This window comes from Streptomyces sp. NPDC000941 (assembly GCF_053599555.1).
This window is the reverse complement of record NZ_JBSFMM010000199.1, coordinates 1-20,413: the sequence shown is the minus strand read 5'-3', so window position 1 is coordinate 20,413 and position 20,413 is coordinate 1. Positions and strand designations below refer to the sequence as shown.

The 20,413-nt window shown below is 72.4% G+C and carries 18 protein-coding genes and 2 pseudogenes; 18 read left to right on the top strand and 2 right to left on the bottom strand.

Going from position 1 to position 20,413, the window contains the following annotated elements:
- From ACWDSL_RS41425 to ACWDSL_RS41415, 3 genes and pseudogenes are all read left to right on the top strand, one after another.
- Nucleotides 1-114: pseudogene (locus ACWDSL_RS41425) on the top strand (integrase core domain-containing protein); the annotation flags it as partial.
- 9 nt (nt 115-123) lie between these two features.
- Nucleotides 124-444, top strand: a complete 321-nt coding sequence (locus ACWDSL_RS41420) for a hypothetical protein (protein ID WP_450493320.1) — start codon at nt 124-126, stop codon at nt 442-444.
- 64 nt (nt 445-508) lie between these two features.
- Entirely contained in the window at nt 509-1,444 is a 936-nt protein-coding gene (locus ACWDSL_RS41415; RefSeq protein ID WP_450493318.1) for a 2-dehydropantoate 2-reductase, read from the top strand.
- 87 nt (nt 1,445-1,531) lie between these two features.
- Here the strand turns inward: ACWDSL_RS41415 and ACWDSL_RS41410 are convergent, their stop codons facing one another.
- Nucleotides 1,532-2,815: an MFS transporter gene (locus ACWDSL_RS41410; protein ID WP_450493316.1), complete on the bottom strand. Its 1,284-nt coding sequence runs from the start codon at nt 2,813-2,815 to the stop codon at nt 1,532-1,534.
- Between the two features lie 76 nt (nt 2,816-2,891).
- Here ACWDSL_RS41410 and ACWDSL_RS41405 point away from each other — a divergent pair, with 76 nt between their 5' ends.
- The 3 genes and pseudogenes from ACWDSL_RS41405 to ACWDSL_RS41395 all read left to right on the top strand — a co-directional run bounded on the left by ACWDSL_RS41405 (nt 2,892) and on the right by ACWDSL_RS41395 (nt 5,357).
- Nucleotides 2,892-3,458 carry a TetR/AcrR family transcriptional regulator gene (locus ACWDSL_RS41405; RefSeq protein WP_450493314.1) on the top strand — a complete coding sequence of 189 codons (567 nt, stop codon included), beginning with the start codon at nt 2,892-2,894 and terminating at the stop codon, nt 3,456-3,458.
- A gap of 517 nt (nt 3,459-3,975) precedes the next feature.
- Nucleotides 3,976-4,233 (top strand): annotated as a pseudogene (locus ACWDSL_RS41400) (IS1182 family transposase); the annotation flags it as partial.
- A 356-nt stretch (nt 4,234-4,589) separates the two neighbouring features.
- Nucleotides 4,590-5,357, top strand: a complete 768-nt coding sequence (locus tag ACWDSL_RS41395) for an integrase core domain-containing protein (RefSeq protein ID WP_450493312.1) — start codon at nt 4,590-4,592, stop codon at nt 5,355-5,357.
- A 180-nt stretch (nt 5,358-5,537) separates the two neighbouring features.
- On the opposite strand, the gene ACWDSL_RS41390 is transcribed toward ACWDSL_RS41395, so the two are convergent.
- Nucleotides 5,538-6,095, bottom strand: a complete 558-nt coding sequence (locus ACWDSL_RS41390; protein WP_450493310.1) for a cupin domain-containing protein — start codon at nt 6,093-6,095, stop codon at nt 5,538-5,540.
- A gap of 227 nt (nt 6,096-6,322) precedes the next feature.
- Between ACWDSL_RS41390 and ACWDSL_RS41385 the strand changes: the two genes are divergently transcribed.
- The 12 genes from ACWDSL_RS41385 to ACWDSL_RS41330 all read left to right on the top strand — a co-directional run bounded on the left by ACWDSL_RS41385 (nt 6,323) and on the right by ACWDSL_RS41330 (nt 20,272).
- Nucleotides 6,323-6,787 carry an RrF2 family transcriptional regulator gene (locus ACWDSL_RS41385; protein WP_450493321.1) on the top strand — a complete coding sequence of 155 codons (465 nt, stop codon included), beginning with the start codon at nt 6,323-6,325 and terminating at the stop codon, nt 6,785-6,787.
- On the top strand, nt 6,784-7,749 hold the full coding sequence (locus tag ACWDSL_RS41380; RefSeq protein WP_450493308.1) for a DsbA family oxidoreductase: 966 nt from the start codon (nt 6,784-6,786) through the stop codon (nt 7,747-7,749). The genes ACWDSL_RS41385 and ACWDSL_RS41380 overlap by 4 nt, the downstream gene beginning before the upstream one ends.
- Before the next feature lie 589 nt (nt 7,750-8,338).
- Nucleotides 8,339-9,922, top strand: a complete 1,584-nt coding sequence (locus tag ACWDSL_RS41375; RefSeq protein WP_450493306.1) for an ABC transporter substrate-binding protein — start codon at nt 8,339-8,341, stop codon at nt 9,920-9,922.
- Nucleotides 9,919-11,037: an ABC transporter permease gene (locus tag ACWDSL_RS41370; RefSeq protein ID WP_450493304.1), complete on the top strand. Its 1,119-nt coding sequence runs from the start codon at nt 9,919-9,921 to the stop codon at nt 11,035-11,037. Before ACWDSL_RS41375 ends, ACWDSL_RS41370 begins: the two co-directional genes overlap by 4 nt.
- Entirely contained in the window at nt 11,034-11,939 is a 906-nt protein-coding gene (locus ACWDSL_RS41365; RefSeq protein ID WP_450493302.1) for an ABC transporter permease, read from the top strand. The genes ACWDSL_RS41370 and ACWDSL_RS41365 overlap by 4 nt, the downstream gene beginning before the upstream one ends.
- Nucleotides 11,923-12,999: an ABC transporter ATP-binding protein gene (locus tag ACWDSL_RS41360; protein ID WP_450493300.1), complete on the top strand. Its 1,077-nt coding sequence runs from the start codon at nt 11,923-11,925 to the stop codon at nt 12,997-12,999. The genes ACWDSL_RS41365 and ACWDSL_RS41360 overlap by 17 nt, the downstream gene beginning before the upstream one ends.
- Complete coding sequence (locus ACWDSL_RS41355; protein WP_450493299.1) at nt 12,996-14,135, top strand: ABC transporter ATP-binding protein; 1,140 nt, start codon at nt 12,996-12,998, stop codon at nt 14,133-14,135. The genes ACWDSL_RS41360 and ACWDSL_RS41355 overlap by 4 nt, the downstream gene beginning before the upstream one ends.
- Entirely contained in the window at nt 14,132-16,537 is a 2,406-nt protein-coding gene (locus ACWDSL_RS41350) for a molybdopterin-dependent oxidoreductase (RefSeq protein WP_450493297.1), read from the top strand. The genes ACWDSL_RS41355 and ACWDSL_RS41350 overlap by 4 nt, the downstream gene beginning before the upstream one ends.
- Nucleotides 16,534-17,787: an acyl-CoA dehydrogenase family protein gene (locus tag ACWDSL_RS41345; protein WP_450493296.1), complete on the top strand. Its 1,254-nt coding sequence runs from the start codon at nt 16,534-16,536 to the stop codon at nt 17,785-17,787. The genes ACWDSL_RS41350 and ACWDSL_RS41345 overlap by 4 nt, the downstream gene beginning before the upstream one ends.
- A 3-nt stretch (nt 17,788-17,790) precedes the next feature.
- On the top strand, nt 17,791-18,933 hold the full coding sequence (locus ACWDSL_RS41340; RefSeq protein ID WP_450493294.1) for an LLM class flavin-dependent oxidoreductase: 1,143 nt from the start codon (nt 17,791-17,793) through the stop codon (nt 18,931-18,933).
- Nucleotides 18,930-19,718 (top strand): alpha/beta hydrolase, encoded by a 789-nt coding sequence (locus ACWDSL_RS41335; protein WP_450493292.1) that lies wholly within the window; start codon nt 18,930-18,932, stop codon nt 19,716-19,718. Before ACWDSL_RS41340 ends, ACWDSL_RS41335 begins: the two co-directional genes overlap by 4 nt.
- Before the next feature lie 32 nt (nt 19,719-19,750).
- Entirely contained in the window at nt 19,751-20,272 is a 522-nt protein-coding gene (locus tag ACWDSL_RS41330) for a flavin reductase family protein (protein WP_450493290.1), read from the top strand.
- Nucleotides 20,273-20,413: the final 141 nt, after the last annotated feature.

The window sequence follows — 20,413 nt, the reverse complement described above, 5'->3', positions numbered from 1 at the left end:
CCGCTGCACCCATTGCCCCCGCCGATCGACGATCCGGACACGTTAGCCCACCTCAAGATACGTCGACACGATCGCCTCGGCGGCATCCTCCACGAGTACCGGCATGCGGCGTGACCTGCATGGATGACGTTTCCGGCAAGGGCAACCCTGGTCGCCGCCGGCGTCAGCTCCCTGCCCGGTCACCGGGCGGCCACCGGATCGGCCCTGGTCAACTCCGTGCGTCAGATATCCGCCACCGTGGGCGTCGCGCTCCTCGTCGCCATCGTCGGCACGCACGTCGGCCCCGCGCAGCGACAGGACTCCCGTGCCGCATGGCTGGTGGCGGCGGCGCTGAGCGTCGCGACGGCCGTCGTCGGCGTGCGGATCACCCGTACCGCCACCCGCACACGCGAGACCGCCGCCCCGGCGGGGGCCCCGGCCACCCCGCTCACCGAACCGCGCTGAAGCACTCACCCACACACCCGCTGGAGCCTCCGCCCCTCGGCAACGCAGTGAAGGACACGGAGACATGACACGCATCCTCATCGTCGGCGCAGGTGCCACCGGCGGCTACTTCGGCGCCCGACTCGCCCGCGCGGCACGCGATGTGACGTTCCTGGTCCGCCCCCGTCGCGCCGCCGAACTGCGCGCCGACGGGCTGCGCATCACCACACTGGAGGGATCCGAACGCCTGGAGCCGAAGCTGGTCACCGCCACGGAACTCGACGGTTCCTACGACCTGGTCCTGCTGACCGTGAAAGCCGGTTCCCTCGAAGCTGGCCTCCAGGACCTCAAGCCGGCGGTCGGCCCGCGCACTGCGATCGTCCCCTTCCTCAACGGCATCGACCACCTCGACGTGATCGACACCCAGTTCCCCTCAGCCGTCCTCGGAGCCGTCGTGAAGGTCGCGGCGCAGCTCACCCCGGACGGCGCGATCACCGTGTCGGCACCGGGCGCGAGCCTCGAGATCGGCGAACTCGACGGAGGACACACGGCCCGTCTACGCGACACGGCCGCCGCGCTGGACGTCGCCGGCTTCGACGTCCAGGTCTCCGACCGCATCCTCACGTCGATGTGGCACAAGTGGGTCTTCATCGCCACGACCACCACCATCACCTGCATCGCGCAGGGCACCATCGGTGACGTGGCGGCGGTGAGCGGCGGCAAGGGGTTCGCTGACGCGGTCCTCGCCGAGGCCGCCGCCGTGTCCGGCGCGGCCGGTCACCCCCTGCCCGACGCCGCCTACGTCGCGCTGCAGGCCACCGTGACGCAGGAGGGTTCGCCCTTCGCCCCGTCGATGTACCGGGACGTCCTGGACGTGCGGCCCACGGAGGTCGAGCACGTCATGGCCTCCCTTGCCCGTGCGGCGAAGCGACTCGACCTGTCCGCTCCGCTGCTGAACGCCGCCGTGGTCCGCCTCCGGGTGCACAACCAGCGCGTCGCGAACGCCTCCCGGCCGGGCTGAGACCGGGCGGACGGCAACCGAACGTCCGACGCACCGCGCTCGCCGCGGCCTCGAGCGGGCCGCGGCGACCGGTTCCCGGGCGGTTCCTCACGCCTGGGGAACACCTCCGGTCGCGGGGGTGCGGGTCGTGCGCAGGCGCTGGGCGAGCAGGGCGAGGGCGCAGAGGGCGGCGACCGTCGCCGCGTAGGTGACGAACGTGTCCTGCAGACCGGCGTGCGTGGCGGCGATGCCGGCGATCACGGCCGGGATGCTGAAGGCCAGGTAGGAGATGACGAAGGCGACGGAGAGCAGCTCGCTGCGTTCGGCGGGGCGGGCTATCCGGGCCAGGGTGCCGAAGCTGGCGAGGGCGGAGCCGCCGAAGCCGACGCCCGCGATCGCGGTTCCGAGCGCAGCCGCGGTCAGGGAGTGCTCCTCCACACCGGTCAGGGCGACGGCCGTGCCGACGAGGAGCAGGGTCGCGCTGACGGCGAGGGTCCGTCCGACGGGCCAGCCGCGCAGGGCGAGGGCGGTGACGAAGGCCGGGCCGGTGAGCAGGGTGACCACGAGTCCGCCGACGACGTGGCTGGAGAGGCCGAACAGGCCGACGGCGACGGACGGGCCGAGGGAGAGGTAGAGGCCGCCGAGCGCCCAGCTCGCGATGAGGATCGGGACCAGGCTCAGCAGGTCGGCCCGCAGGTGGGGGGCGATCCGCAGGCGGGGCTGGAGCGAGCGGGCGGCGCCGGGGCGGCGCAGCGAGGTCTCGGGCAGGGCCGACAGGAGGGCGCCGGCCACCACGAGGGCGAGGAGCAGCAGCACGTAGACGAGGCGGGTGGGGTGCGGCCCGTACTCGATGAGGAGCCCGCATCCGAGCGAGCCCAGTCCGAGTCCGAAGGTGGGTGCGGTGCCCGTGACGAGGCCGGCCCGGTGCGGGGCGTGCGCGGGGTTGAGGTCGGACAGGGCGGCGCCGAGCGTGGTCATGGCGGCCCCGGTGGCGATGCCCTGGATGAAGCGTGCCGTCAGCAGCAGGCCGACGTTGCCCGCGGTGAGGAACAGGACCATCGAGACCGCTTCGAGGGCGATCGCGGAGAGCAGGACCGGACGGCGGCCGAGGTGGTCGGAGAGGGCGCCGAGGACGAGCAGCGCCCCGATCATGCCGAGCACGTAGACGGCGAAGACCGTGGTAAGGGTGGTGGCGGAGAAGTGCCATTCCTGCTGGTAGACGACATAGAGCGGGGAGGGCGCGCTGGAGGCGGCCATGAACAGCACGAAGACGACCGCGAGGGAGGCGAAGGCGACGGGACGGCTCAGCCGTCGTCGCCTCTCCTCCGGTGGCGCCACCCGGGCGGTGGGCGGCGGGGAGGGCTGGAGCTGGGACGGGGCGGGACCTGACACGACGCGACTCCAAAAGCAGTGATCGATGCGTTTAGGACGCTACCACTAACGCAATGATCAGTGCGATAATTTCCCCATGGCTGACTCGTCGACCCAGGTACGTCCCGGCGGCCGCTCCGCGAAGGTGCGGGCGGCCGTCCACCGTGCCGTCGCAGAACTCCTCGCCGAGGAGGATGCGGAGACCCTGACCCTGCCCGCCGTGGCCGCGCGCGCCGGCGTGCACCCCACCACCTTGTACCGGCGCTGGGGGTCCGCCGCCCAGCTACTCAACGACGTCGCCACCAGCCGCTTCACCGGCGACCTGGTCGTCCCCGACTCCGGCTCCCTCGCCCGCGACCTCCAGCGCTGGCTCGCCGATGTGGCCACCGACGTCGCCGACCCGGACACGCTCGCCCTCATGCGGGCGACCATCGGCTCCGGCCCGGCGGGCGGCTGCGCCTGCGTCGAGGACCGCCACCGCCAGCTCGGCGCGATCATCCGGCGCGAACAGGACCGCGGGGGGACGGCACTCGACGTGGAGACCGCGGCGGACTTCCTCCTCGGCCCGCTCTACTACCGCGCCATTTTCACCCCCGAGCCTGCCTCCGCCGACTGGGCCCGCACACTGGTGTCCACCTATCTGGCGACGCTCCGGACGCCCTGAGCCGCACACGGACCGCGGGGGCGCGGCGTGGCGCACGCACAGGCATCTCGCCTGGGCGGCCCCTTCGGTATCAGGCGCAGTACCTGTGGGACTCTGTCGCCCGATTCGCGGTGAGGCCCGATTCGATCAGCGTGACCTGAGCATTCAGCGTCAGCGGCCTACCGGTTGGGCCAGGTCGACCGAATCGGGCGACAGAGTCCCACAGGTCGCTCGTAGGCAGCAGGCGGAGCATCGCGAACGCGTGAGTCACAGCCAGGTAGCCCAGTCGCAGCAGCACGACCGAACATCATTCCGCGCGATCGATACCCACGCGAGAGGGTAGGTTCAAGCGATCGCCGTCGAAGTCCGAACAACCCGCTCACCGCTTCCCATCAGCGCGGATGGGGTTTTGGCAAGCGACACGATCCTGTTGCCCATTTACCGTTTGGGCTGGTCGGGGTGTTGATTGTTGCGGCAGGCTGGTCTGGTGGCCGGTCTTTCTCGTTCCCGGTCACGGAGTGGGAGGGGCACGGTGTCGATGGAGCCGCGGTCGTGGCCGGGGCCGGCGCCGGAGGTGGCTCGGGCGGTGCGGGCGAAGTACCGGGGACGTCAGGTGCCGTTGCCGGTTGTGGTGCGTGATCGGCTGGGTGAGTTGTTCGCGGATGCCGAGTTCGCGGAAGCGTTCGCGGTGACGGGGCCGCGTGGCTGGTCACCGGGCCGCTTGGCACTGGTCACGGTGCTGCAGATGGCGGAGAACCTGACCGACCGGCAGGCTGCTGAAGCGGTGCGGGACAAACCCACCCGCTACAACTACCTGCTGGCCGCTACCCAGCTGGCCCGCTACCTGGCCCAGCACTGCGCTTGCCGAATACCTCGTCCGTGCAGGTCACGCGGCATGTCTGTATTCGTGGAGGATGCCTGAAGGGTGTCTTTATTGCCGTACGGTGGTTGACCTGGGGCTTTGTGATCGCTCAAGTGTGGGCATGATCAGTGATCGTGGGTCTGCGACTGCTTTACCTGGTCTTCTGCCGGCTGTTGGGCTGCTTGCTTTTGCTGGGCCGATCGACCGCAACGCCGAGATCCTTGCCCTTCGTCATGAGGTCGCTGTGCTTCGTCGGCAGGTAGAGCGGCCGCGGCTCTCATGGGCTGACCGTGCCGTGCTCTCCGCTCTCGCACGGCACCTGCCTCCAAGGTGAACTGCGACGGCTTGGCCATCGGATCGCCGCCGCCACGATCCGGCGCGTCCTGCGCCGCTCCGGCCTGCCACCCGCACCGCAGCGCGCCTCCCAGCAGACCTGGCGCTCCTTCCTCCGCTCACAGGCCCACACGCTGCTCGCCTGCGACTTCATGCACGTGGAGACCGTCTTCCTCCGACGTCTCTACGTCTTCTTCGTCATGGAGATCGCCACCCGGCGCGTCCATGTCCTGGGTGTCACCGCCCACCCGACCGGCGCATGGGTCACCCAACTCGCCCGCAACCTGCTCATGGACCTCGAGAACAGGGCGGATTGCTTCCGGTTCCTCATCCGGGACCGGGACAGCAAGTTCACCGCCGCGTTCGACGCCGTCTTCGCCGATAAAGGTACAGCCGTCATCCCGACTCCGCCGCAAAGCCCACGGTCAAACGCGTTCGCCGAACGATGGATACGCACAGCCCGCGCAGAGTGCACCGACCGGCTCCTCATCACCGGCGAACGACACCTGCGCACGGTCCTCACCACGTACGCCCAGCACTACAACACCGGACGGGCCCACCGCAGCTTCGGCCTACGAGCACCCGACGACGACCCGAACGTCATCTTCCTGCCCGCCACCCGCGTCAGGCGCCGCCAGGTACTTGGCGGACTGCTCAACGAGTACCGCACCCTGTCACCCCGGTTGCCTCATCATCCAAAGGAAACGCCCAGCTCAGCAGCCTAATCGGAATATTGACACCCTTCAGCCCGAGCGGATCGCTCCACACGGTGTCGCTGTTCACGCCGGGGAACGTGGCGCCGAGATAAACTTGCTTGCCGGACTTGCGCTTGCCTCGCGGAACGGCCCGCTGTGGCGCAGGGCCGGTACTGCGCCGTCCACCGGCGCGCTCAGTCCGGTTGGTGTTCATCGCTGTTGGGCGCCGGTGTCGAGCACGTACAGCTCCGGCAGGTTGACGACGATGGCCTCCTGGGTGCTGCGGGCGATCACCACGACGGCCTCCTCGTCCGGACTGGGGTTCTCCTCGCGGTGCGGGACGTACGGCGGTACGAAGATGTAGTCGCCGGGCGAGGTGCGGATGCGGACCTCCTCGGGCGTGCCGCTGGAGTCGTCGAGGAAGACGAACTCCGGGTGTCCCTTCACCACGTGGATCGCCGTCTCGGAGGCTCCGTGGTGGTGGTTGGAGGATGCGGTGTCGGGGGCGACATGCGTCTGGCCCATCCAGATGCGTTCCGAGCCGACGCTGCGGCCGCTGATCGCGGCGAAACGCCGCATTCCGCCGGTCTGCGCGGTGTCGCCGTCGAGGGTGTCGGGGCGGATGTGGTGCAGCCGTGCGTGGAGCGGCAGCGAGGCACCGCCTTTGTCGTGGTCGGGGAGATCGGGGTGGAAGTCGTCCTTCTGGTGCTCGGCGGCGTGATCACCGGAGGGAGCGCTGCCGGACTGGGGTGAGGCGGGGGAAGGCATGTGAGTTCCTGCTCGTCGGGGTGGGGGAGGGTGAGGTCGCGTCGATCTGGGCCTGTTCGCCCGAGGGAGCGGTGCGGGAATGGGCAGCGCCGGGCGTGCGGTCCCGGCGCCGACCGTAGAGAGCCGCGCGAATGGATGTCAAGATGTGTCCATTGCCGCCGAGCTGGCGTTTCCCCCTTCGCACGCGGTGGCGGCCACGGACAGAACCCCCCGGAGAGACGGTGCACATGCAGATCTCGGCGAAGGCGGACTACGCGGTGCGGGCGCTCGTCGAACTCGCGGCGGACAGCGAACGGCCGCAGACCTGCGAGGGCATAGCCTCCGCGCAGGACATCCCGTTCCGCTTCCTGAAGTCGGTCGTCCAGGACCTGCGGAAGGCGGGCCTGGTCCGCAGTCAGCGCGGCTGCGAGGGCGGTTACTGGCTCGGCCGCGACGCGGAGATGATCACTGTCGCCGAGGTGATGGCCGCCGTCGACGGTGAGTTCCTCACCCTGCGGGGCCTGCGACCGGATGCGCTGGTCTACCCGGGGGCCGCTGAGGGCCTTCCGGAGCTGTGGCGTTCGGTCGAGGCCGCCGCGTACGAGGTGCTCGGACGGACGACCATCGCCGCACTCGCGGAGCGGGGCGCGAAGACGCCGGCCGGCGGAGCGCCCGAGGGCGCCGCGGCGCGTGGCTCTGCGGTGCCGGCATGAGCTGGGTGGGTGCGGAGAGCGGCGGGCAGGTCCGACGAGGGGACGGAGGGGAGGCGTCGCCGGTCCTGTGGATCACCGAGTTCACCGACGCGGCCTGTCCGTGGGCCTGGGGCTCGGAGCCGGCCTTCCGGCTGCTGCGGCACACGCTCGGGCCGCGCGCCGCGTGGCGGCGGGCGTTCGGCATCCTCTTCGACGAGGACGACGACCCCGCCCCGGACCCGGATGCCGAGGCCCGCTGGTACCAGCGGTTCATTGGTGATGTCGCCCTTCACACTGGCGCGCCGTACGCGCACCGGCTGCACTGGCTGACACGCAGCAGCTGGCCCGCCTCCCTCGCCGCCAAGGCGTCGGAGGCGCAGGGCGCGGACGTCGCGGAGCGGGTGCTGCGACGTCTGCGGGAGACCACCTTCGTTCTGGGTTCTCCCGCTGACACTGAGGACGGCATCCGCGACGCCGTGTGCGGCGTGTCCGGTCTGGACGTCGAACGGCTGCTGCGCGACCTCGGGTCCTCGCGGGTCCGGGAGGCGGTCCGCGAGGACTGGGCCGAGACCCGGCGGCCGATCCCCGAGGTGATCGGCCTGGACGCCCCGGGGCCGCACGGCGGACGGGCCAAGGAGGTCGGGGAGCGGCGCCGATACGCCCTGCCGACGCTCCTGTTGGACGGGCCCGGTGGCCGGGTGTGCGTGCCGGGCTGGCGTCCCTTCGCGTTCTACCTCGACGCCGCGAGGGCCGCTGCCGGGGGCGTGGCCCTGCCCGACCCCGTGGCGATGTCGGCGGGTGAGGCGCTGAAGCGCTGGCGGAGTCTGACCGGGCCCGAACTGACCCTGCTCGCTGGGGTGTCCGACGCGCCGGCCCCGCCGGGCGAGGCCGTCCGGATCGAGACGGGGAACGGCCCGCTGTGGCTGCACCCCGACGAGGCGCGCTTCCACCCCGCCGTGCGGCAGGGTGGCCTGACGCGTTGACGAAAGCGCAGGTCGTCGGGGACCGAACAATGAGACACCTCGAGGTGTCCATTGACAGCGGCTCCTGCGACCACGACGATGTGGGACATGCATTCGACGCATCCGGGCGTGCTCTGTCGCTACGTGGACTACCTGCGTACCTCCAGCGCCCTCTGTCGCTGATCCGGCGGTCTCGCCGTCCGGGGAGGCTTGGCACGCCGTAGCCGGAAGGCGTCCCCTCCCGCCGGGCGGGCCTGGGAAACTTCCTCAATTCCCGCCCGGAGATCCGGTCGTCGGCTCTCGGGCCGCGGTATGACATCTGGCCGGACAAACAGCGAGCCGTTCGCGGCGTGTCGCAGCCCGCGGCGGTAGCCCTCGAGGGCGTCAGCGCCCGGAGGCATTCCCGCCACGCCGCGGCCCCCATGGCGACACCGAGAGGTGCGGCAGGTGGGCCGACGCACCGCACGAGCCCGACCGGCCTATCCCCCAACCTCCGGTTCCCGTAACACCCCTGCCTCCGCCCTCTTCCGCCTCGCGCCCCACCAGGCGCCGTACGGCTCTGCCCGCGTACCCGAGAGGACCGGCACGGCCGAGAAAGGTGCGCGCCCCCGTGCCGAACCACCGTTTCCCACCTCCCATCACCGACCTCCCCCCGTCCAGCTCCGGTTCCGGCTCCGGCCTCGGCCGGCGCTCCTTCCTCGGGCTCTCCCTCGGCGCCGGAGCGGCGCTCGCCCTCACCGCCTGCGGAGGCCAGTCCACGACGGGCGCCGCAGGCGCGGCCGCCACCCTCAAGTGGGGCTGGCAGCTGCCGACTTCCTGGGATCCGGTCACCTCGACCGCCGGATGGGACGTACACGACCTCTCGCTGGTCTACGCCGCGCTCACCAAGCTCGACCCCAAGGGCGACCCGGTCCCCGCCCTCGCCGGCTCCTGGACGTACAACGACGACGGGACCGTGGTCCGCTTCACCCTCCGCAAGGGCCTGAAGTTCAGCGACGGGACACCGCTGGACGCCACCGCCGTGAAGAAGAGCCTCGAACGCGGCCGTGACGACGAGAAGTCGCTGGTCGCCCCCCAGCTCACCGGTGTCGAAAAGGTCACCGCAGTCGACGACCACACCGTCGAATTGCGCCTGGCCGAGCCCGACTTCCAGATCCCCGCTCTCCTCGCCGGCAAGACCGGCATGGTCGTCAACCACAAGGTCTTCGAGAGCGACCCGGCGAGCCTGGCCACCAAGCCCGCGGGCGCGGGCCCGTACACCCTCGTCAGTTACGTCCAGAACTCCAAGGCGGTGCTTCGCCGCAACCCCGACTACTGGGACGCCGGGCAGATCAAGGTGGAGAACTTCGAGGTCCACCCGCTTCCCGAGCCCTCGACGGTCGTCGCCTCCCTGAAGTCCGGCGAGTACAACGTCGCGCAGATCCCCGGGAGCCAGGTCGAGGCGGCGCGGAAGGCCGGGCTGAAGGTGCAGGTCATCCCCTCCATGGTGGTGTCCGTCATCGATGTGCACAACGGCAGGGAGCCGTTCGACGACCCCGACGTCGTCCGCGCCCTGAAGCACGCGATCGACCGCGAGCAACTTCTCAAGACCGGCGCCTTCGGCTACGGCGAGGTCTCCCACCAGCCCTTCCCTGCGGGCTATCCGGGCCATGACCCCGAGTTGGAGAAGCTGTTCCCCTACGACCCCGAGAAGGCGAAGGAGCTGCTGGCCAAGGCGGGTCACGCGGACGGTCTTGAAATCACGCTCACCGCACAGAACGCCGAAGGCGTCGCGGAGCTGATCCAGGCCCAGCTGAAGAAGGTCGGCGTCACGGCGAAGCTCGAATCCATCCCCAAGGCCCGTGCCACCCAGATCGTCTACGTCCAGCGGAGCAAGTCCTTCTACCTCGACCAGTTCGCCGGGCGCGAGTCCGCCACCCAGGCCTTCCAGGTGCTCTTCGGCAAGCAAGGGCTGATGAACATCGGCCGCACCACCTCGCCCGAGCTGGAGAAGGCGCTCGAGGTCGTGCGCCGCACCCCGCTGGACGCCGCCGAGTACCCGGAACGGCTCCAGAAAGCGGTCGGCATCGCCGTACGGACCATGCCGAACATCTTCCTGTACACCATCCCGCGGATCCTGGCCCGCAACCCCAAGGTCTCCGAGATCCCGCACTACAGCGTCGTCCAGCGGTTCGAGGGGGTCACCGTCTCATGAGCGCTCCCGCCCTGACGGGCGACGGCCGGAAAGGGGCCCGGCCGCGCGGGTCGGCGCCGCCGCCGAAGCGGGCACGGCCGGCGTGGCCCTCACCGCCGGCAGCGGTGACGCGGCGGCTGGCCCGCGCGCCCCGCGCGCTTGGCCGGGTGCTCGCGGCCACCGCGACGGTCCTGCTGCTGGCCTCGCTCCTCACCTTCGCCCTCGGCGCCCTCTCCGACGCCAACCCGGCAGCCGCCGTGCTCGGTGACAACGCGACTCCGGCGGAAATCGCCCGCGTGGAGGCGCAGTTCGGCCTCGACCGGCCCCTGTACGCGCAGTACCTGAGCTGGCTCGGCAACGCGCTCTCCGGCGACCTGGGCGTCTCCTGGTTCACCGGCGTTCCCGTCGCCGACAGCATCGCCCAAGCGCTGCCGGTGGACCTGTCCATCGCCGGTCTCGCGCTGCTGCTCGCCGTGGTGTTGGGCGGCGGCGCGGGCATCGCGGCCGCGATGAACAACGGCGGACGCCTCGACCGGGCCATCACCCTCTTCTGCTCGGTGCTGGCCACCCTGCCGCCGTTCCTCATCGGGATCGTGCTGATCGTGGTCTTCGCGGTGCAACTCGGCACGCTGCCCACCGGAGGGTACGTACCGCTCGGGCAGAGCCCGGGGCAGTGGCTGCGGTACGCGCTCCTGCCCGCCGTCGCCCTCAGCCTGGACGCGGCCGCCGCCATCGCCCGTCAGCTGCGCACCTCGCTCGTCGGGGCGCTGCGCGAGAACTACGTGACCGGCGCGGAGATGCGGGGGTTCTCCACTCGGCGGGTGCTGTTCGGGCATGTGCTGCGCAACGCCGCCGGGCCCGCGCTGAGCGTCCTGGGCCTGAGCGTGCCGGTGATCATCGGCGGCGCCGTCGTCACCGAGAAGATCTTCAACCTGCCCGGTATCGCCCGGCTCTCGCTACAGGCCGCCGAGGAGCACGACATCCCCGTCATCCAGGGTGCCCTGCTGGTCACCATCGGCGTGGTGCTCATCGCCAACCTCGCGGTCAACGCGGCGCTCGCCGCCCTGAATCCGGCCGCCGCACGCCGGCAGGCGTCGGGGGGCCGTGGCCCAGCGCGGGAAGGGAGCCCCCGTTGAGAACACTGCGCCGCACCTGGCGGCTGCCGTCGGCCCGCGTCGCGCTGGCCATCCTGGGCGTGGTCGCGGTGCTGGCCGTGGCCGGCGGCGCCCTCGCCCCGTACGACCCGCTGGCGCAGCACCCGGACAGCATGCTGCGCGGGCCCAGCGCCGAACACCTCCTGGGCACCGACTATCTGGGGCGCGACGTCCTCAGCAGACTGCTGGCCGGGACCGGGCTGTCCGTCGTGGGCGCGCTGGAGGCCGTGGCCGCGGCCATGCTGCTGGGGATCGTGCCGGGCCTGGCGTCGGTGTGGCTGGGGCGGGCCGTCGAGTGGAGCACCCAGCGCGCCGCCGACACCTTGATGATCATGCCGTTCACCGTCTTCGCGATCGCGGTGGTCGGAGCGCTCGGCAACGGCATGCACCAGGCGATGCTCGCGCTCGGCGTGCTGTTCGCGCCGCTGTACTTCCGGGTCACGCGGGCGGCGGCCCTCGGGCTCAAGCAGGCCCAGTACGTCGAGGCGGCCGAACTGATGGGGGCGACCCGACGGCGGATCCTGGGCACCCACGTCTGGAGCAAGATCCTGCCGACCATCGCGGTCACCACAGGACAGGCCATCGGCCAGGCGCTCCTGGTCGTCGCCTCCCTGACCTTCCTGGGCCTGGGCGTCCAGCCACCGGCCCCGACCTGGGGCGGGATGCTCGCCTCCGACCTGAGCTATCTCGCGCAGCAGCCCTGGGCCCCGTTGATTCCCGGCGCCGCGATCATGATCACCGTCGGGGCCCTCAACATCCTCGCGGACGCGATCCGCGACAGCGACGCGCCGGGCGCGGGAGACGCCGCCGTCCGTGCCACTTCCCGCCCCCGCTCGTCGTCCCACTCCAGCCCCAAGGAGGCCGGCCGTGTCCCGACCGCTTGAGTCCCGAGCCGAGGGGCGGGCCGGTCCCGCACTGAGCGTCGACGGCCTCGAGGTCACCATCGGCGGGCAGGTGAAGGCCGTCCGGGGGGTGTCGTTCACCCTGGCCCGTGGCGAAGCCGTCGGCCTGGTGGGGGAGTCCGGCAGCGGCAAGAGCCTGACCTGCCGGTCCGTCCTTGGCGTGCTGCCCGGCGGCTGTGAGATCTCCGGCGGAAGGATCGGCCTGGGCACGGACGCCGACGGCGACGGCGCGGCCACCGAACTCACCGCGCTCACCCGCAGAGGGTGGGACGCCGTCCGGGGCCGGCGCGTCGGCGCGGTCTTCCAGGACCCCGCCTCGTACCTCAACCCCTCCCTCACAGTCGGGCGCCAGCTTGCCGAGCAACTGAGAGTGGGCGGCGGCCTGTCCCGGTCCGCGGCGCACGCCCGCGCCGTCGAACTGCTCTCGGCCGTCGGCCTGCACCGCCCCGACGAGGTCTTCCACCAGTACCCGGACGAGCTGTCCGGCGGGATGCTCCAGCGGGTCCTCATCGCCATCGCCGTGTCGCTGGAACCCGAACTGCTCATCGCCGACGAGGCCACGACCGCGCTCGACGTCGTCATCCAGGCCGAGATCCTCGAACTCCTCGGGCGGCTGCGCGTCGAGCGGGGACTCGCGCTGCTGCTGGTCACCCACGACCTGGCGGTGGTCGCCGAGCACTGCGACCGCGTCCTGGTGATGTACGCGGGGGAGATCGTGGAGGACGGCCCCACCGCCGACGTGCTCGCCGCGCCCGCACACCCCTACACCGAGGCACTGCTCAATGTCGCCTCGATCGGCACATGGGGACGCCGTGAACTCGACGTCATCCCCGGCCAGCCTCCAGAGACCGGTGCGGAACTGCCCGGCTGCCGGTTCGCCGACCGCTGCGCGTACGCCACACCACAGTGCGCCGCGGCACCCGTCGCCCTCCGCACCGCCGGTGACCGGCGCCGGGCTCGTTGCCTGCGCCCCGCCGGGCTGCCCGACCCGTCGGCCGCCACCGTGGCCCCCGCGCCCGAGCCCGAAGGAGCCCCCGCATGACCAGCGCCCACCCCTCCCGGCCCGGGGACGGCGCGGGTGTCTGCGCGGGTGTCCTCGGGATCGAGGACACCACGAGAGGGGAGGCGGCGCCGCTGCTGCAGATCAGCGGACTGTCCGTCTCGTACGGTCGCCGTGCCACCTCTTGGCGGCGCGCGGGCGCCACCCGCGTTCTCTCCGATGTCGACCTGACCGTACGGGCCGGGGAGATCGTCGGGGTCATCGGCGAGACCGGCTCCGGCAAGACCACCCTGGCACGCGCCACCGTCGGGCTTGTGGCCCCCGACAGCGGGCGGATCCGCTTCGACGGACGCGAACTGACCGGGTTGCGCGGCGGGGAACTGCGAGCCTTCCGGCGCTCCGGGCGCGTGCAGTACATGTTCCAGGACCCGCTGCGGTCCCAGGACGCGGACCTGACGGTACGACAGATCGTGGCCGAGCCGCTCGCGATCGCGGGGGAGCTCGGCAGGCGGGAGCGGGCCGAGCGGGCCGACGAGGCACTGACCCTCGTCGGCCTGGACGCCGCCGCGATCGGATCGCGCGTGCCCGGCCAGATCTCCGGCGGGCAGCGACAGCGCGTCTCCCTGGCCCGCGCCATCGTCACCCGGCCCCGGCTGCTGCTCAGCGACGAGCCGGTCAGCGCCCTGGACGCGTCCAACCGCAACCTCGTGCTCAACCTGCTCAACCGGCTGCGCCGCGAACTCGGCCTCGCCATCGTCGTCATCTCCCACGACCTGAGCACACTGGCCGGCATCGCCGACCGGGTCGCCGTCCTCTACCGCGGCCGACTCGTCGAACAGGGCCCCGTCAGCGACGTACTGGAGCGCCCCAGGCACCCGTACACCGCCCTGCTCACCGCCTCCGCGCCGAGCGTCCGTGGCGAACACGCGGTGCCCCTGACCCAGTTGCGCCCGCGCGCGGACCGCGAGCCCTGGCCGGACGGGGAAGGCTGCGTCTTCGCGCCCCGATGCCGGTTCGCCGGCGCACACTGCCGTGACGAGCCCCGGCCCGTCGCCCTGCCCACCGCGCTGGACGAGGAGGGGACAGGCCGTACGGTCGCCTGCCACCACGCCGCCACCTGGCGCGCGGGCCTGGCCGCCGAAGAGCCCGCCGGCGACGAGGCGGTGATCCCCGTATGAGCGGCGACTCCGCAGCCCCGGCGCGGCCCACGACCTCCCACTGGGGGGCCTACAGCGTGCGCCCGCGGCCCGACGGCGGCCTCGGCATCCGGCCGCATCCCGAGGACCCGTCGCCGTCCCCACTGCTGGGCAACATCGAAGGAGCACTGCGCCACCCCACCCGCGTGCGGCGGCCCGCCGTGCGCCAGGGCTGGCTCGACCACGGACCCGCTCCCTCCGGCGGGCGCGGCCATGAGCCCTTCGTCGAGGTCGGCTGGGATGAGGCGCTCGACCTCGTGGCGGCCGAACTCGCCCGCGTCCGCGACGAACACGGCCCGCAGGCCGTCTTCGGAGGCTCGTACGGCTGGGGCTCGGCCGGGCGTTTCCACCACGCCCAGAGCCAGCTGCACCGCTTCCTGGCCCAGTACGGCGGCTACACCGCTTCCCGCAACAGCTACAGCCTCGGCGCCTCGCTGGTCCTGCTGCCCCATCTCGTGGGGCCCGCGGGCGCCGAAGCCGTGCTGCGCTCCGCGAGCAGCTGGCCCACCATCGCCGAGCACACCGAGCTGATCGTGGCGTTCGGCGGTATCCCCGCCAAGAACGTGTACGTCACCCCCGGCGGTATCACCCGCCACCACACCCCCGGCCACCTCGACGCACTCGCCGCCGCGGGCACCCACGTCGCGCTGGTCAGCCCGCTCCGCGCCGACCTGCCCGAGGATCTGGACACCACCTGGTACCCGGTCGCCCCCGCCACCGACACCGCGCTCATGCTCGGTCTCGCACACACCCTCCTGAGCGAGCGACTGCACGACCGCGCCTTCCTCGACCGCTGCACCACCGGCTTCGACGTGTTCGCCCGCTACCTCGAAGGACACACCGACGCCACGCCCAAGAGCGCCGACTGGGCCGCCCGCATCTGCGGCATCCCCGGCGAGGACATCCGCGGCCTCGCCCGCCGGATGGCCGCCGGCCGTACCCTGGTCACCGTCACCTGGTCCCTCCAGCGCGCCCAGCACGGTGAACAGCCCGTCTGGGGCGGGCTCGCCCTCGCCGCCATGCTCGGCCAGATCGGCCTACCCGGCGGCGGTTTCGGACACGGCTACGGCTCGATGGGCGACGTCGGCGACCACGGCCCCCAGCTGCCCCTGCCCCGGCTGCCCCAGGGCCCCAACCCCGTCGCGGAGTTCATCCCCTGCGCCCGCATCGCCGACCTGCTGCTGTCGCCGGGGGAGCGTTACGACTACGACGGTGAGCGCCGCACCTACCCCGACATCCGGCTGGTGTACTGGGCCGGCGGCAACCCCTTCCACCACCACCAGGACCTGGGGCGGCTGCGGCGGGCCTTCGGCCGCCCGGACACCATCGTGGTCCACGAGCCGTACTGGACCTCCACCGCACGCCACGCCGACATCGTCCTGCCCACGACCACCACCCTCGAACGCGAGGACATGGGCGGCGGGCGGCGCGACACCCACCTGATCGCCATGCACCGCGCGGTCGACCCCGTCGGCGAGGCCCGCGACGACCACACCGTCCTCGCCGCCCTGGCCGCCCGCCTCGGCTTCGCCGACCGCTTCACCGAGGGCCGCACCCCGCGCCAGTGGCTGGAGCACCTCTACGGCGAGTGGCGCGGGCGGATGCGCGACCTCGGCCACCAGGACGTGCCCCGGTTCGAAGAGTTCTGGACGGCCGGGGAGTACCGGCTGCCCGAAGGCCCGCGCCACTTCACCCTCTTCGAGGACTTCCGGCGCGACCCGCGAGCCCACTCGCTGGACACCCCGAGCGGCCGCATCGAGGTCTTCTCGGCCACCATCGCCGCCCTCGGCCTCCCCGACTGCCCCGGCCACCCCGCCTGGCTGGAACCGGACGAGTGGCCCGGCAGCCCCGACGCCCACCGGCACCCCCTGCTGCTGATCGCCAACCAGCCCGCCTCCCGGCTGCACAGCCAGCACGACGTCGGCGCGCTCAGCCTCGCCGCCAAAGTCGCGGGCCGCGAAGCCGTCGAACTCCACCCGGACGACGCAGCCGACCGCTCCATCCAGGACGGCGACGTCGTCCGGATCTTCAACGACCGCGGCGCGGTGCTCGCGGGCGCGGTACTCAGCGACGGGCTGCGGCGCGGCGTCCTGAGGCTGCCCACCGGGGCCTGGTTCGACCCCGTACCGGAGGGTGACGGCGTGCTGTGCGCACACGGCAACCCGAACACCCTCACCGCCGACATCCCCAGCTCCCGCCTGACCCAGGGGTGCACGGGCCAGCACGCGCTCGTCCAGGCCGAGAAGTACGCGGGCGAGCACCCGCCGGTGACGGTCCGGCGTCCGCCGCGCCTGCTCGCCACGCCCCCCGGGACCCGGCCCGCCGCGGGCACCGCGCACCGCACGACCACCGCCCACGAGACAGCCACCCCGGAGACCCTGTGACCTCCACCACCGCCCGGACCCACCGCCCCACCGCGCTCCCGCTCCCGGATCCCGCCCGGCTCCCCGCGCTCACCGCGGCGCTGGCCGCCCGCGCCCCCACACACGACCGTGACGCCTCCTTTCCTACCGAAGGGGTCGCCCTCGTCCACGAAGCGGGACTGCTCACCGCCACCGTCGCCGCGCGGCACGGCGGTCCCGGGGCCGGACTTGCGGACACCGTCCGCATCCTGCGCGCCCTCGGCGCCGGGGACCCGGCCGTGGCCCTGGTGACGGCCATGACCCTGTTCGTGCACGCCGCTGAGGCCCGTACGCCCGCCTGGCCCGCCACCGCCTACGCCGACCTGCTCGGCGAGGCGGCCGCGGGCCCGGCCCTGGTCAACGCGTTGCGGGTCGAGCCGGAACTGGGCAGCCCGATCCGCGGTGGGCTGCCCGCCACCACCGTCCGGCGCGACGGCGACCACTGGCTGCTGACGGGCCGGAAGATCTACTCCACGGGCGCGGTGGGGCTCAGCCGCATGCTGGTCTTCGCGCGCACCGAGCCCACCCGTGGCGAGCCCGTACGCGTCGGCACCTTCATCGTCCGCGCGGGCAGCCCCGGGCTGACGGTGGAGCCGACCTGGGACCATGTCGGCCTGCGGGCCAGCCGCAGCGACGACGTCATCCTGAACTCCGTACGGGTCCCCGTCGGCGACGTCATCGACCTCGCCGAGCCCGGCGACACGCCGGGCGCCCGCCCCGACCCGGTCACCGGCGCCTGGAACGCCCTCGGACTGACCGCGCTGTACCTCGGTGTCGCGGGCGCCGCCCGCGACTGGCTGATCGGCTTCCTCCACGAGCGCATGCCCACCGCCCTCGGCGCGCCGCTCGCGACCCTGCCCCGCTTCCAGAGCGCCGTCGGCGAGATCGAAACCGCCCTCATCGGCGCCGACACGCTCGTGGACGCCCTCGCCGCCCGCGTCGACGCGGGCGACCCGGAGGCCGCCGAACACGCGGGCGCCGCCAAGGTCCTCGGCATCCGTGCCGCAATCAGCGCCGTCGACCAGGCCGTCTCACTCACCGGCAACCACGGCCTCACACACGCCAACCCACTCCAGCGGCACCACCGGGACGTGCTCTGCGGCCGCGTGCACACCCCGCAGGAGGACTCCGTTCTCACCGCGACCGGCCGGGCGGCACTGGCCCGCCGGTCCGCCTCCACCGCGTCCGCCACTTCCACCAGGTCCAACCCGCCCGCACCGAAAGGCAACTGACCCATGACCGCACCATCCGCACCGCCGGTCGAGTTCATCGGCATGATCGGGACCCAGGAGGCCTCCGAGACCCGGCCCGCCACCGGCCCGGCGGTCGACCCCGACTACACCACCCGCTTCGCCCGTGCCCACGAGGACGCGGGCTTCGACCGGATCCTCATCGGCTACAGCTCCGGCCGGCCCGACGGCCCCCAGGTGGCCGCGTATGTCGCGGCCCGCACCGAACGGATCGGGCTGCTCATCGCCCACCGCCCCGGCTTCATCGCCCCCACCCTAGCCGCCCGGAGCTTCGCCACCCTCGACCAGTTCACCGGCGGCCGCGTCGCCGTGCACACCATCACCGGCGGCAACGACGCGGAACAGCGCAAGGACGGCGACTACCTGGACAAGGAGGAGCGCTACGACCGCACCGACGAGTACCTGGGCATCCTGCGCACCGCCTGGTCCTCCACCGAGCCGTTCAGCCACGAGGGGCGCCACTACCGGTTCGAGGACTACTCCGCCCAGGTGCTCCCCTTCCGCGCGTCCGGTATCCCGCTGTACTTCGGCGGCTCCTCCGAGGCCGCCTACCGGGTGGGCGGCAAGCACGCCGACACCTTCGCGCTGTGGGGCGAACCGCTCGCGGAGACCGCCGAGCAGATCGCCTCCGTACGCGCTGCCGCGGCGGCCGCCGGACGCGCCGAGCCACCTGGGATCAGCGTGTCCTTCCGCCCGATCCTCGCCCCCACCGAGGAACTGGCCTGGGAACGGGCCCACCGCATCCTGGACACCATCAAGGCCGGCGCGGGACGCCCCTTCTTCCACCAACAGAACGGCGAGCACACGCCCCAGAACGCCGGGTCCCGGCGGCTGCTCGCGGCCGCCGCCAAGGCCGACCTCCACGACCGCGCACTGTGGACCCCCACCGCCACCGCGACCGGCGCGGGCGGCAACACCACAGCCCTCGTGGGCACCCCGGAGACCGTCGCCCAGGCGTTGCTCGACTACGTCGACATCGGCGTCACCACCGTCCTCATCCGTGGCTTCGACCCTCTCGACGACGCCATCGACTACGGCCGCCACCTGATTCCCCTCGTACGCCAGGAGCTCGCCCACCGCGCCGCCACCGCCCCGTCCGCCCTCACCACCGTGGGAAACGCCCGATGACCACCGCACCCGCCACCACGGTCCACAGCTGGCAGCCGCCCGCCGGAATCGCGCCGCGCGGTACCCTGCTCGTCCTGCCCGGTCGCGGCGAACACGGCGGCACGTACGAGCGATTCGGCCGCCGGCTGGCGACCGACGGCTATGTCGTGCACGCCCTCGGCACGACCCCGGAGTCCACGGCGTGGGAGGTGCTGGTCGCGGCGCGGGCAGCGGTGGGCGAACACTCGGTCGCCCCGCTCGTCCTGGTCGGCAGCGACACCGGCGCCCTTCAGGCCCTGCACGCGGCCGCTGCCGCCGATCCGCCACTGGCACCGGCAGGCCTCATCCTCGCCGGAACCGCACTCACGCCGCCTACCGGCCCCACGCCGCCCACCGGATCCGCCGGCACCGGTGAGGCCCCTGGCTGGGACGCCGAGTTGGCGGCGCGCACCGCATGCCCGACCCACCGCAAGCGCATCACCGACGACCAGGCATTCGTACGAGGACGCCTCTTCGGCCCCGTACCGGCACATCTGCTCCCCGAGACCCGGCCCGACCTGCCCGCCCTGGTCCTGCACGGCGAGGCGGACCCGGTCTCCCCGCTGGAGCAGGCCCGCGAACTGGCCGGCCGGCTGCCGCGCGCGACCTTCGGCGTGCTCCACGAGGGCGTGCACGACGTGCTGAACGACGCCACGCACCGCACCACGGCTGCCACCGTCGTGCTGTGGCTGGAACGCCTGCGCGCCGACAGGACACTGCGCCCCCTCCTCACCCTCGAAAGCGGCGCGCCACCCGCACATTCCTGACCGCCCGACACCACCGTACGAAGGGAAGCGGTATGACCGTGTCCACCGACCGCCCCGCCGAACCGGACACCGCCCTCACCGGAGCCGAAGGGGGCGACATCCTGCGCCGTACCTTGCGGCGTCACGCCGCCGGCGTCACGGTCATCACCGTGCCGGGTCCCGCCGGGTTCACCGCGACCTCGTTCACCTCGGTCTCGCTCGACCCGCCCCTGGTCTCGTTCTATCTGGGCACCACCGCCTCGACCGCCGGCGCCGTCCAGCGCGCGGACCGCTTCGCCGTCCATGTGCTGGGCATCGACAACACCGCGCTCGCCCAGCGGTTCGCCCGCAGCGGCATCGACCGTTTTTCGGACGTCTCCTGGCAGGACGCGGGCGACGGGCTTCCCGTGCTGGACGGGGTACCTGCCTGGCTCACCGCTCGCGTGACCCGGTGCGAACGGATCGGAGACCACTTCCTCGTCATCGGCGAGGTCCAGTCCGGTGGCGGCCCCGCCGAGGGCCCCGCCCTCGTCCACCACGACGGCGTGTTCGCCACGGCCATAAGCATCGCTTGACAAACGGACTGTCGCCCGCCGGGTGGGGACCCGGCGGGGGGCAGTGGTGCGGGCCCGGGCGGGGGGCAGATAGGGAGAGCGGGGGGGGGGGGAAGAGTGTGGAGACACAAGGGGAGTAAAAGGGGGGGGGCCGGTGAGTAA